The sequence below is a fragment of the Acidovorax sp. Root275 genome, assembly GCF_001428965.1.
Lineage (GTDB): Bacteria > Pseudomonadota > Gammaproteobacteria > Burkholderiales > Burkholderiaceae_C > Acidovorax > Acidovorax radicis.
The window spans coordinates 500,566-512,296 of the sequence record NZ_LMJH01000009.1 but is presented as its reverse complement, the minus strand read 5'-3'; the positions used below and the strand labels follow the sequence as shown (position 1 = coordinate 512,296).

Sequence of the window (11,731 nt, the reverse complement as noted above, 5' to 3'; positions counted from 1 at the left end):
GATTTTTGGGGCCCCGTGTCACAGCAGCAGACCCGGCAACGTCTAACCGGTATGAAAGGCAGCAACACCACCGCAGCCTTCATGCCCAACGTTTTCAACCCCAGGCCATTGCCACTTACACCCAAGGATCTGCCATGCCATCGACCACCCAACACACCGCCCGCCTGCCCTATCACAAGCTGTCTTCCAAGGCCTTCATGGGCCTGGTGAGCCTGTCGGAAACCATCAAAAAGGGCCCGCTGGGCGCCCGCCTGGCCGAGCTGGTGTTTCTGCGCGTTTCTCAGATCAACGGCTGCGCGTACTGCATGGACATGCACTGGACCTACCTGGTCAAGGACGGCATGGACCCGCGCCACCTGAACGCCGTGGCCGGCTGGCGTGAGGCGCCTTTCTTCGGCGAGCGTGAACGCGCCGCCTTCCGCTGGGCCGAAATCATCACCGCCACACCCCACAGCGATGCGAGCGATGAGGAATTCGCAAAGCTGCAAGCGGTGTTCAACGAGACGGAAATCTCCGAGCTGAGCTTTGCCGTCGCCGTGATCAACGCGTGGAACCTGGTGAACGCCGGGATGCGCGCGCCGATTCCAGAGGCGGGCTGACACTCCCGACGCGGCACAGGGGCCGGCGTGCGGCCTACCGCCCCTTGGCGCTCGGGAGCGGTAGGGCCCCAACCCCTCTCCCTTGCGCAATTCCGGATTGACTCGACAGTCCAGGTCACTCAAACTCAAGTGTTTCCATGGGTAACTGGCGTCGCAAAGATGCCTTGCCAACGTTCCCGTGCGCTTCCACCGCTTGTGAGACCACCGCCATGAACTTCCTGCACCGAACCGCGATGGCCCTGATGGTGAGCCTCGTCGGCGCCACTTGCGCCGCCCAAGCTCCCGTTGCGTCCATCACCACGACGCGCCAGCCCGAACGCATAACCTGGACCGCCAGTGCCCCCCACGGGACGGGAACATTGCGACTGGCACGCCCTGACGGCACCACCACCGACCTGGCGTTCCCACGCGCACCGATCGTGCTGGAACCCCAGCGGGCGGGCCTGGCCGACGGGCGCTATTTCTATGAGCTGAGCCTGGATCCTCCGCTCGTCATGGATCCCGCACAGGCCCAGGCCACCATGCACCAGCGCATCGTGTCCGGCTCCTTTGTCGTGGCCCAGGGCCAGCTCGTGGTGGGCGGCTCCGAGTCCAGCGCGCCCGCACCGCGCACCAAGTCGGCGGCCACCACGTTCTCCACCAAGGATCAGGTCGTCGCCGACGACCTGATCGTGCAGGGCAGCGTGTGCGCGGGCCTCGACTGCGTCAACAACGAGTCCTTCGGTTTTGACACGGTGCGGCTGAAGGGAGCCAATCCCATCATCCACTTCCAGGACACGAGCGTCGGTGCCTTTCCCAGCAACGACTGGCGGATCAAGGCCAACGACACCGTCTCGGGCGGCGCCTCCTACCTCGCTATCGAGGACGCGACCTCCGGCAACCAGGTCTTCACCGTCAGTGCTGGGGCCCCCACCAACAGCCTCTACGTCAGCTCCGGCGGCGACCTGGGCCTGCGCACCGCCACGCCCGTGCTGGACGTGCACGCCCTGACGGGCGACACGCCAGGGGTCCGCCTGGAGCAGTCCTCGGCGGGCGGCTTCGCGGCGCAGACCTGGGACATCGCCTCCAACGAGGCCAACTTCTTTGTGCGCGACCTCACCGGCGGATCGCGTCTGCCGCTGCGCATCCGCCCTGGAGCACCCACCAGCAGCCTGGACATTGCTGCGTCGGGCAATGTCGGCCTGGGCATCGCATCGCCGACCGCCGCACTGCATGTCATGCGCAACGACGGCACCGCCCAGGTCCTGGTGCAAGAGACCAACGGCACAGCCGCCCAGCGCACCCTGCTGAACCTGGCCAACAACGGCCCCGCCACGCTGCGCTTCACCACGGCCTCGGCCACCGGCTGGGACATGACCGCCGGCACGGCCCTCACCCTGGCCACGCAGGGCGCAGGCACACCGCAGTTCACGCTGGCGGCGAACGGCAACCTGGCAATCACCGGCACGCTGAGCACAGGCTCCAGCCGCACACTCAAGACGGGCATCGAGCCCGTCAATGGCACCACCTTGCTGGAAAAAGTGCTGAGCCTGCCGCTCTACCACTGGCGCTACAAGTCCAGCCCCACGCAGGAACGCCACGTTGGCCCCATGGCCGAGGACTTTCGCAAGATCTTCCAGCTCGGCCAGGACGACAAGAGCCTCGCTCCCGGCGACCTCGCTGGCGTGACCCTGGGGGCCGTGCAGGAACTCGCTCGCAAGGTGACCGAGCGCGAAGCAGACATCACAGCAATCAGGGCCCGCATCTCCCTGCTCGAAGCGCAGATGGCGACCCCCGCCAAGCCTGCGCGCTAAGGGGGTTGCCAGCCATGCCCTACCACCACACCCCCCTGCAGTGCCGGCAGCAGCCCCGCGCCGCGGCCCTGCTGATGGCTACCGCGCTCGCAGCGTCGCTGCTGTGCCAGAGCGTGCAGGCACAACAACCGGGCGACGGGCCCGCTGCTGCCGCAATCACCGCCCGCCTCCTGGCCCAACGGCTGGAGTGGACCCCCGCCGCGCCCCATGGTCGCGCTGTGCTGCGCATCGCGCGCGACGGCGAGGCGCCACGGCAAGACATCGTGCTGCGCAGCCCGCTGGTGTTCTCGCTGCAGGACACCCCCCTGCCTGACGGGCGCTACACCTACGAGCTGACGCTCGCCCCCACCACCAGCGCCGTGCGAACCGACGATGCCACTGCGGCCCTGGTTCCGGCCGCACCCGTGGGCCCCGGTGGCGCCATGTTCAGCGGCAACGTATCCGTGGCCGGCGGTGCTTTCGTGCTGCCACCGGATGTGCCGCCCCGGGGCGAGGTCGGTGCGGCGGACAACAGCAGCGCCACCGCCCCCACCACCCGGGCCGGCACACGCATGTCCACCAAGGACCAGGTGGTCGCCGACGACCACATCGTCCAGGGCAGCGTCTGCACGGGATTCGACTGCGTCAACGGCGAGGGTTTTGGCGACGACACCCTGCGGCTGAAGGAGAACAACACCCGCATCGGTTTCTGGGACACCCGGATTGCACCGTTTCCCAACAACCGGTGGACCCTGGTCGCCAATGACAGCGCTAGCGGCGGGGCCAGCTTCATGGGCATCGAAGATGTCACGGGCGCCAAGTTCCCCGCGCGCTGGCAGGCCGGCGCACCGGCCAACAGCCTCTACGTAGACCCGCAGGGGCGCGTGGGCATCCGCACGGCCGTGCCCGTGCTGGACCTGCATGTGGTGTCCAACGACACGCCGGGGTTGCGGCAAGAGCAGAGCAACGTCAGCGGCTTCACGGCCCAGACCTGGGACATTGCCGGCAACGAGGCCAATTTCTTCGTGCGCGACGTCACGGGCGGCTCGCGCCTGCCCCTGCGCATCCGCCCCGGGGCCCCACATTCCAGCCTCGACATTGCCGGCAATGGCAACGTCGGCATGGGGACTCCGCGCCCCCAGGCATCGCTGAACCTCCGGCGCGCCGACGGCTCCGGCACCTTGCTGGTCGACAACACGACGACCGCTGCCTCTGCCGCGCGCGTGCAGATGGAGCTGCAGAACAACGGCGCCATCGCTGCGCGGCTTGCGCATGGCACGGGCACTGCGTACTGGACCCAGCACGCCACAGGCTCGGCATTCAGCCTGGCGCCCAGCGGCAGTGGCAGCAATGCACTGTCGATGCAGGCAGGCGGCGGCCTGGTGGTGGCCGGCACGCTCAGCCAGGGCTCCAGCCGTACGCTCAAACACGACATCAGCCCCGCCCCGGTCCACACCGTCCTCGGCGAAGTGTTGAACCTGCCGTTGTATGCCTGGCGCTATCTGAGCGACCTCAACGCCAGCCTGCACCTGGGGCCCATGGCCGAGGATGTGCACCACCGCTTCAAGGTGGGAGCGAGCCCGCAGACGCTTGCGCCCAGCGATGTCGCAGGCCTTGCGGCCGCCACGGTCCAGGCCTTGCACCAGAAGCTGGCCGCCAAGGATGAGGAACTCCTGGCCCTGGCGGAACGCCTCTCGGCCCTGGAACGGCAGCTTGAACGCAATCGCGGAGGCGCGCGATGATGGCCCGCGCAGCGCGGGCTGCAGCCACCTGGTGCCGGCACCTCCTTGCGGGAGCAGGGGCCGTCGGCCTGCTGTTGTGGAGTGCTGCAGCCGCAGCCCAGAGCATCAACGTCACGCCCTCCACCATTCCCGTCCCGGTACAGGGCGTGCCGTACAGCGTGACCTTCGTGGGCAGCAATGGCGTGGCGCCGTACCAGTTCCTGGTCAGCACCGGCATGCTACCTGCCGGCCTGAGCCTGTCGGCTGGCGGCGCCCTCACGGGCACCCCCACCACAGCGGCTGCCTACAGCTTCACCATCACGGTGTCCGACTTCCTGGGCCGCGAGTTGGACCTGACAGGCACGGGCGCCGTGACCAGTGCGCTGGTCATCACCCCGCCACCCGGACTCGTCGTCAACACGCCGTACAGCGGACAGATCCAGGTGGCGGGCGGAACAGGCCCCTACACCTTTGTCATCAACTCGGGCGCCTTGCCACCGGGCATGTCACTCAGCGCCAGCGGCATGCTGACCGGCACGCCCACCACCCTGGGCAACTACATCCTGGTCATCCGGGTCACGGATGCCAACGGCCTGTCCTCAGTCATCACGCTGAACATCAGCGTCGCGGCCACTGCCACGATTCCGGTCAACGACCCCTGGATGCTGGCCCTCGCTGCGCTGGGATTGGGCTGGCTGGGACGGCGTCAACTTCGGCAGCGGTACTGACGCATCGGCACCGGGCGCATAGGCGGCCCAGACACGCCTACGCCTGCTGCCCGACAAGGCCGGGTTGCCGGGTCCCTGCGCCAGCAGGGACCCGGCACCGCCGTTCCACGTCACGGCCAGACCCGTGCTTGGCTGCTCCTGGGCCACAGGGCCGCCAAGCGGCCCCGAAGTGCCTCAGGTGTAGCCTGCCTGACAGACCCTGGCGCAACACCGCCCTACAGTGGCGTCTCCCACCCCTACAAAAACCGGAGACACCACCATGCTCAACATTCCTTCCCTGCAAGAAAGCGTCAGCCCCGAAGAATGGCAGCTGCGCTGCGACCTGGCCGCCTGCTACCGGCTCGTTGCGCTCTATGGCTGGAGCGACCTGGTCTTCACCCACATCAGCGCCAAGCTGCCCGAGTCAGTTTCGGGCCCGGAGCACCAGTTCCTCATCAACCCCTACGGCCTGATGTTCGAAGAGATCACGGCGTCGAGCCTGATCAAGGTGGACATGTTGTGCAACAAGCTGCACGAATCGCCCTTTCCCGTGAACCCGGCGGGCTTCGTCATCCACAGCGCCGTGCACGAGGCGCGGCCCGATGCGGGCTGCGTGTTGCACACCCACACCCGCGCCGGTGTGGCCGTCAGCGCGCAGAAGGGCGGCGTACTGCCCATCAGCCAGCAGAGCACCTTCGTGCTGGGCTCGCTGGCGTACCACGAATACGAGGGCGTAGCCTTTCGCGACGAGGAAAAGCCGCGCCTGCAGGCCGACCTGGGCGAGGCCAACTTCCTCATGCTGCGCAACCACGGCCTGCTCACCGTGGGCAAGACCATTGCCGACGCGTTCCTGTCGATGTACACCTTCGAGAACACCTGCCGCATCCAGATCGATGCCCAGGCAGGCGGCGAGCTCACGGCCGTGAACCCGCAGATCGTGAGCGGCGTGGCCCAGGCCATGCGCGTGCAAACCGGGGGCCTGGGCGGCGCGTTCGCCTGGCCAGCGCTGCTGCGCAAGGTGCAGCGCGAGGCGCCGGGGTACGACAGCTAAGGCCCTCCCACGGGGAAAAAAGAATCTGCCAGCAGCGAATGCGCCCAAGGCATAGGATCGGTGCCTCCTGACTACTCCCGAAGGATCCTCCATGAAGCTGTACTACTCGCCCGGCGCCTGTTCTCTGTCCCCGCACATCGCCCTGCACGAAGCAGGCCTCGCCTTCACGCCGGTGCTGGCCAGCACCAAGAGCCACAAGCTGCAAGACGGCACCGACTACTACGGCATCAACCCACTGGGCTACGTGCCCATGCTGGAACTGGACGACGGCACCCGCCTGCGCGAAGGCCCGGCCATCGTGCAGTACATCGCCGACCAGGTGCCTCAGAAAATGCTCGCGCCGCAAAACGGCACGCTGCAGCGCTACCGCCTGCAAGAGTGGCTGACCTTCACCGGCATGGAGCTGCACCGCGGCTTCAGCCCGCTGTTCAACCCGGCCACACCCGAGGAGTACAAAACCATGGCCCGCGAAAAGCTGCTGGATCGGCTGCAGTGGGTGGATAGCCAGCTGGCGGGCAAGCAGTACCTGATGGGTGATCAATTCACCGTGGCCGATGGCTATTTGTTCACCGTGACCAGCTGGACGAAACCGACCCACCTGGACATCTCCGGCCTGGCAAATCTGGCGGCTTACCGTGATCGCGTGGGCGCGCGTCCTGCCGTGCAAGCGGCGATGAAAGCCGAAGGTTTGCTGAAGTAACGCTAGAGCGGGCGCTGGCGCGAAGCCACCAGCGCCCCCACCCACAGCGCGCAGGCCGAGAACACCAGCCCGCGCGCCAGGCCGCCGGGGCCGTCGGCGATCCAGCCGACCACCGTGGGCCCGACGATCTGGCCGGCCGCGAAGACGATGGTGAAGGCGCTGATACCGCTGGCCCACAGCGCCTGCGGCAGGTTGTGCCGCACCAGGGCCGTGGTAGACGCCACCACCGACAAAAACACCCCACCAAACAACAGGCCCGAGGCCAGCACCACCGGCCAGGCCCCCGTCAGTGCAGGCAGGATGGTGGCCACACCCAGCAGCGCATTCAGCCGCGCCAGCGCCTCGCCACCATGGCTGCGGTCCAGCAGCCCGGCCCAGACGCGCGACGACACCACCACGGCCAGCCCGAGCAAGGCATAAAACAGTGTCACCTCGCCCGCACCCCGGCCCTGATCACGCAACAGGGCCACCACAAAGGTCATGTAGCCGATGTAGCCCACGCCAAACAGGCCATAGCCCAGCAACGCGGGGGCCAGTGCCCGCCAGCGCACCCGCTCGGGCACTGTGGCTGCTGATGTTGCCCCGCCTCCGGCGGCCACGGACGCTGCCAAACCGCTCAACACCCGCGCGGGCCACAGCAATGCCGCCGTGGCCCCCACGCAGGCCAGCGCCAACGCCCACCACGCCCAGGTCCAACTGTGCGGCGCGGGGGCCACTGCCAACACCGCAGGCACCAGCAGGGCCGACAGGCTGATGCCCCAACCCGTGCCGCCGTAGTACAGGCCCAGCAACAAGCCGCTGCGTCCCGGCACCTGGGCCCCCAGCCGCGCCGCCAGCAGGCCCCCCGCAATGAACACGAGGGCACTGGCCCCACCCGCCAGCAAGCGTTGCACCAGCAGCGGCGCCGCCTGCGTGAAGAATCCGCTCAAGCCCATGAACACCGTGGCCATCACCGCACCCACCATCAGCACGGCGCCCGGGGCCAGGCGCCGCAAGAGCCAGGGAGTGGCCAACGCGCCCAGCAGATAGCCCAGGGCATTCACCGTGTTCATGGCCCCCGCCAGCGTGTAGGACCAGCCTAGGTCTTCGCGCATGGGCGGCAGCAGCAAGGCATAGGCAAACCGCGTGATGCCCAGCGACAGGGCGGCACCCATCGACAAAGCCACCGCCAGCCACAGGCTGCGCCACGGAGATGCAAAGGAGAAGGCCAAAGGCAGTGGCGCAGACATAGCGGCCCATTTTCACGCAAGGGGCTCAACACCACACTAGGCCATGGGCTAACACAAAACCGGAACCCTTGTCGACGCCAGTGCGCTGCACGTTTTGCGCTGCAGCATTAAGCTGCAAGGCTGCTTTTCCGCACGAACCTTTTCAGGACCTGCCCCATGACCTCTTTGTTTGACCCCATCCGCGCGGGCGACCTTCAGCTGGCCAACCGCGTTGCCATGGCGCCGCTGACGCGCAACCGCTCGCCCGAGGCGATCCCCACCGACCTGGTCGCCACCTACTATGCGCAGCGCGCCAGCGCCGGGCTGATCATCTCCGAGGCCACGGCCATCAGCCCCCAGGCCCAAGGCTATGCCGACGTGCCCGGCCTGTACGGCACCGAGCAGCTCGACGGCTGGAAAAAAGTGACCCACGCCGTGCATGCGGCGGGCGGCAAGATCGTGGTGCAGCTATGGCATGTGGGCCGTGTGTCGCACACCGACCTGCAGCCGGGCAATGCCCACCCGGTGGCACCTTCGGCCATCCGCGCGCACACCAAGACGGTGCTGATCAAAGAAGGCGTGCCCACCTTCACAGAAACCTCCGAGCCCCGCGCGCTCAAGGCCGAGGAAATCCCCGGCATCGTGCAGGACTACCGCCATGCCGCCCGCAATGCGATTGCATCAGGCTTTGATGGCGTCGAGATCCATGCGGCCAACGGCTACCTGATCGACCAGTTCCTCAAGACCGGTGCCAACCAGCGCACCGACGACTACGGCGGCAGCATCGAAAACCGCGCCCGCCTGCTGCTCGAAGTGACCCGCGCCATCGTCGAGGAAATCGGCGGTGGCCGCACGGGCATCCGCCTGTCCCCCGTCACGCCCGCCAACGACATCGTGGACGCGGACCCCCAGCCGCTGTTTGACTACGTGGTGCGCCAGCTGGGTCCGTTGGGCCTGGCTTATGTGCACATCATCGAAGGCGCCACCGGCGGCCCGCGCGAGGTGGAAGGCCGTCCATTTGACTACGTCGCACTCAAAACGGCATACCGTGCAGCCGGTGGCCAGGGTGCATGGATGGTCAACAACGCCTACACCCGCGAGCTGGCTGACACAGCCCTGGCCCACGGCGCCGACATCGTAGCCTTTGGCCGCCCCTTCATCGCCAACCCCGACCTGGTGACGCGCCTGCAAGCCAACGCACCGCTCAACGAAGTGAACCGCGCCACGCTCTACGGTGGTGGTGCCGAGGGGTATACGGACTATCCCGCGCTGACTGCATGAAATGATTCGCGCATTGCGACGCGCTCATCCCCGCCCCCGGCAACTGGTGCAGCGCTCTGCCAGCGGCCGCCGCGCAAGGGGCCGCCGAGCCGCACGGGCGGCGCTTCGCTGGCGTGCGCTGGCGGAGTCCCCCTTGAGAGGGAGGGCGCCTCAGACGACTCAGGAGGGGCTTCCAAGTCCAATAGGGCTGGGCGCCCGCATCACGATCCGGGTGAACAGGCGGTCATACGCCGCATCACGTGGCTTGCCGGGCGCCAGGGGGTTGGTGTTGCTGGCAAAGGCCGCATCGATGGCCGCCCAGTCGCCGGGCTGCAGGCACTCCTGTGCCGCAGGCAGCACCACGGTTTCTTCCACGCGCATATGGTCCAGGTAAAAGCGCACATAGCGCTGCAGCGCCTCGGCAAAAACCTCGCGGCGTGCATCGCCCATCAGCTCCCAGCCCAGCAAAAGGTGCTGCAGCTCGCGCACTGCCGCCTCGCCGCCTTCGTGGTCACGCTCCAGCTGCGCAATGGCCTCGGCGGCCTGGGGTGCACGCTCGGCCACCCTGGGGAACAGCCATTGCGATTCCTTGGGGTGGTGCTGCCGCTCGGGAAACTCGTCGATATAGAACAGCATGGCCCGCATCACGTCAAAGAACGCGGCAGGCTCATCGCCCGGGCCCTGGTCGAGCATCAGGCGCAAGGAATGAAGCACGGCCGCAAGCGATGCATGCTCTTCGCGAATGGTCCGCAGGCTGATCGACGGCATGGCGCACTCCCCAGGTTAGACACAGCCCGAGGGTGCCACGCGGCGCCATGCACGCCCATGACGCAGGTCAATAAATGGACAGCGACCTGCACGCAGCGCCCTGCAGTGCCCAGGGCCCTGCGAGCACACCCGCATGCGAAGAGCTGGTCTGCGTTCTGAACGCAAAAGGCCCTGCAAGCCAACACTGCAGGGCCTTCGATGCCGGCCCGCGCAAAGGCGAGCAAAGGGGCGCTCAACGTTGCCAGATCAGCGCGCCAGCCGCGCCTGCGCGGGGGAAGCCAGCGCCTGGGACTCTGCATAAGGCGCCGCCACGCTGCTGCTGCGGTGGGCAGGGTGGCCATGCCCCATGGCCTCCGCCAGGCGGAACTGCTGCACCACCTGCGACAGCCGCGCCGCCTGTTCCCGCAGCGACTCGGCAGCGGCGGCGGACTCTTCCACCAGCGCCGCATTCTGCTGGGTCATGCGGTCGATTTCGCCCACCGACTGGTTCACCTGGCCAATGCCGGCCGACTGCTCGGACGCAGCCGCCGTGATCTCGCCAATGATGTCGCCCACGCGCTGCACGCTGCTCACGATGTCCTTCATCGCCGTGCCCGCGTCTTCCACATGGCGCACACCGCCGTCCACCGCCGTCACGCTGCTCTGGATCAGGCCCTTGATGTCACTGGCCGCAGCCGCCGATCGCTGGGCCAGGCTGCGCACTTCGCTGGCCACCACGGCAAAGCCCCGGCCCTGCTCACCTGCCCGCGCGGCTTCCACGGCAGCGTTCAGCGCCAGGATGTTGGTCTGGAAGGCGATGGAGTCGATCAGGCCGATGATGTCGCCGATCTTGCGGCTCGACGCAGAGATCTCGTGCATGCTGGCCACGGCCTGCTCCACCACCGAACCACCGCGCGTGGCGGTGCTGGAGGCCGACGCCGCCAGCTGGTTGGCCATCTGCGACGACGACGCCGTCTGCTGCACCGTGGCGGTGAGCTGCGACAGCGAAGACACGGCCTCCTGGGCATTGCTGGCCGTCTGCTCGGTGCGCTGCGACAGGTCCTGGTTGCCGGTGGCGATTTCCTGGCTGGCCGTGGCGATATTGCCGCTGGCATCGCGCACTTGCGCCACCAATGCTCCCAGGCCCTGCTGCATGTCGCGCAGCGCACGCTGCAGGTCGGCCACTTCGTCCTTGCCCTCGGCAGCAATGTGCTGCGAGAGGTCACCCCCCGCAATGGCCTGCGCCATCTTGCGTGCGTCTTCCAGGGGGCGGCAGATCGAGTTCATGTTCATCAGCGTGGTGGGCACCACCACCAGCACGGTGATCAGCACGGCCAGCACAAACAGCCATTTCGTCTCGTTGGACACCTGGCCCTGCTGCTCCACGGCCTTGGCGACATCGGCGCGCAGCACGGCATCGAGTTCTCCCACCAGCTTGTCGGCCTGGTCGAACTCGGCCACAGCCTTGCCGCTCATGCGGTTGGCGATGGTGGCCGTGTCGTAGCCACTGGCCTCCAGCTGGCGGGCCACATGGGCGAACAGTTCGCGGTAGCTGTCCAGGCGCTTCACAATGTTGCGCACCACGACGTTGTCGGCATCCTCATCGCCCTCCAGAAACTTGGCCGCAATCTTCTTGGCCTTGTCCTGGCTTTCCAGCCATTTGGCGTGCGAGGCCTTTACGGCCTCCGGCTTTTCGTAGCCGATGATCATGTCCTTCTCGAACTGGCGGATGGCCCCCATCTCGCCGCGCAACTCCGCCATGTAGCCCACCTTGGCGAAGGAGTTGTTGGTGAAGTCCTCGCTCATCGCGTGGATGCGGAACATGCCCAGCATGCCCGCACCCCCCAGCAATCCCAGCAGGCCCAGCACCACGCCAATGGCCCCCAGCATGCGCAAACGTATGGTGAACTGCCGCATGAGCGAGAAGAGATTCATGATCTGTCGTCCTTGATATGGGTATGCCAAT

The 11,731-nt window shown here is 67.2% G+C and carries 10 protein-coding genes; 7 read left to right on the top strand and 3 right to left on the bottom strand.

What is annotated here, in order from left to right:
* Nucleotides 1–134: 134 nt before the first annotated feature.
* From ASE52_RS17365 to gstA, 6 genes are all read left to right on the top strand, one after another.
* Nucleotides 135–599: a carboxymuconolactone decarboxylase family protein gene (locus ASE52_RS17365; protein WP_010465082.1), complete on the top strand. Its 465-nt coding sequence runs from the start codon at nucleotides 135–137 to the stop codon at nucleotides 597–599.
* Nucleotides 600–808: 209 nt separating this feature from the next.
* On the top strand, nucleotides 809–2,392 hold the full coding sequence (locus ASE52_RS17355) for a tail fiber domain-containing protein (RefSeq protein ID WP_158004170.1): 1,584 nt from the start codon (nucleotides 809–811) through the stop codon (nucleotides 2,390–2,392).
* 14 nt (nucleotides 2,393–2,406) lie between these two features.
* A complete protein-coding gene (locus ASE52_RS17350) occupies nucleotides 2,407–4,113 on the top strand; it encodes a tail fiber domain-containing protein (protein ID WP_057227867.1) in 1,707 nt (568 codons plus the stop codon).
* The gene (locus ASE52_RS17345; protein WP_057227865.1) at nucleotides 4,110–4,820 is read left to right on the top strand and encodes an Ig domain-containing protein; all 711 of its coding nucleotides are present in this window, start codon (nucleotides 4,110–4,112) and stop codon (nucleotides 4,818–4,820) included. The genes ASE52_RS17350 and ASE52_RS17345 overlap by 4 nt, the downstream gene beginning before the upstream one ends.
* 259 nt (nucleotides 4,821–5,079) lie before the next feature.
* Nucleotides 5,080–5,850: a class II aldolase/adducin family protein gene (locus ASE52_RS17340; protein WP_057227863.1), complete on the top strand. Its 771-nt coding sequence runs from the start codon at nucleotides 5,080–5,082 to the stop codon at nucleotides 5,848–5,850.
* Between the two features lie 91 nt (nucleotides 5,851–5,941).
* On the top strand, nucleotides 5,942–6,550 hold the full coding sequence (gene gstA / locus ASE52_RS17335) for a glutathione transferase GstA (RefSeq protein ID WP_057227861.1): 609 nt from the start codon (nucleotides 5,942–5,944) through the stop codon (nucleotides 6,548–6,550).
* 2 nt (nucleotides 6,551–6,552) lie between these two features.
* On the opposite strand, the gene ASE52_RS17330 is transcribed toward gstA, so the two are convergent.
* Nucleotides 6,553–7,779 carry a YbfB/YjiJ family MFS transporter gene (locus ASE52_RS17330; protein WP_057227859.1) on the bottom strand — a complete coding sequence of 409 codons (1,227 nt, stop codon included), beginning with the start codon at nucleotides 7,777–7,779 and terminating at the stop codon, nucleotides 6,553–6,555.
* A 156-nt stretch (nucleotides 7,780–7,935) separates the two neighbouring features.
* On the opposite strand from ASE52_RS17330, the gene ASE52_RS17325 reads away from it, so the two are divergent.
* Nucleotides 7,936–9,039: an alkene reductase gene (locus ASE52_RS17325; RefSeq protein ID WP_057227857.1), complete on the top strand. Its 1,104-nt coding sequence runs from the start codon at nucleotides 7,936–7,938 to the stop codon at nucleotides 9,037–9,039.
* Between the two features lie 159 nt (nucleotides 9,040–9,198).
* On the opposite strand, the gene ASE52_RS17320 is transcribed toward ASE52_RS17325, so the two are convergent.
* Nucleotides 9,199–9,786, bottom strand: coding sequence for a hemerythrin domain-containing protein (locus ASE52_RS17320; protein WP_057227855.1), 588 nt, complete (start codon nucleotides 9,784–9,786; stop codon nucleotides 9,199–9,201).
* 246 nt (nucleotides 9,787–10,032) lie between these two features.
* Nucleotides 10,033–11,700 (bottom strand): methyl-accepting chemotaxis protein, encoded by a 1,668-nt coding sequence (locus ASE52_RS17315; protein WP_010465065.1) that lies wholly within the window; start codon nucleotides 11,698–11,700, stop codon nucleotides 10,033–10,035.
* Nucleotides 11,701–11,731 lie beyond the last annotated feature (31 nt).

Excerpts from the sequence above, each read along its gene's own strand:
- ASE52_RS17330 (WP_057227859.1), bottom strand. The coding sequence starts at position 7,779 with ATGTCTGCGCCACTGCCTTTGGCCTTCTCCTTTGCATCTCCGTGGCGC.
- ASE52_RS17340 (WP_057227863.1), top strand. The coding sequence starts at position 5,080 with ATGCTCAACATTCCTTCCCTGCAAGAAAGCGTCAGCCCCGAAGAATGG.
- ASE52_RS17355 (WP_158004170.1), top strand. The coding sequence starts at position 809 with ATGAACTTCCTGCACCGAACCGCGATGGCCCTGATGGTGAGCCTCGTC.
- gstA (WP_057227861.1), top strand. The coding sequence starts at position 5,942 with ATGAAGCTGTACTACTCGCCCGGCGCCTGTTCTCTGTCCCCGCACATC.
- ASE52_RS17315 (WP_010465065.1), bottom strand. The coding sequence starts at position 11,700 with ATGAATCTCTTCTCGCTCATGCGGCAGTTCACCATACGTTTGCGCATG.
- ASE52_RS17350 (WP_057227867.1), top strand. The coding sequence starts at position 2,407 with ATGCCCTACCACCACACCCCCCTGCAGTGCCGGCAGCAGCCCCGCGCC.
- ASE52_RS17345 (WP_057227865.1), top strand. The coding sequence starts at position 4,110 with ATGATGGCCCGCGCAGCGCGGGCTGCAGCCACCTGGTGCCGGCACCTC.
- ASE52_RS17320 (WP_057227855.1), bottom strand. The coding sequence starts at position 9,786 with ATGCCGTCGATCAGCCTGCGGACCATTCGCGAAGAGCATGCATCGCTT.
- ASE52_RS17325 (WP_057227857.1), top strand. The coding sequence starts at position 7,936 with ATGACCTCTTTGTTTGACCCCATCCGCGCGGGCGACCTTCAGCTGGCC.
- ASE52_RS17365 (WP_010465082.1), top strand. The coding sequence starts at position 135 with ATGCCATCGACCACCCAACACACCGCCCGCCTGCCCTATCACAAGCTG.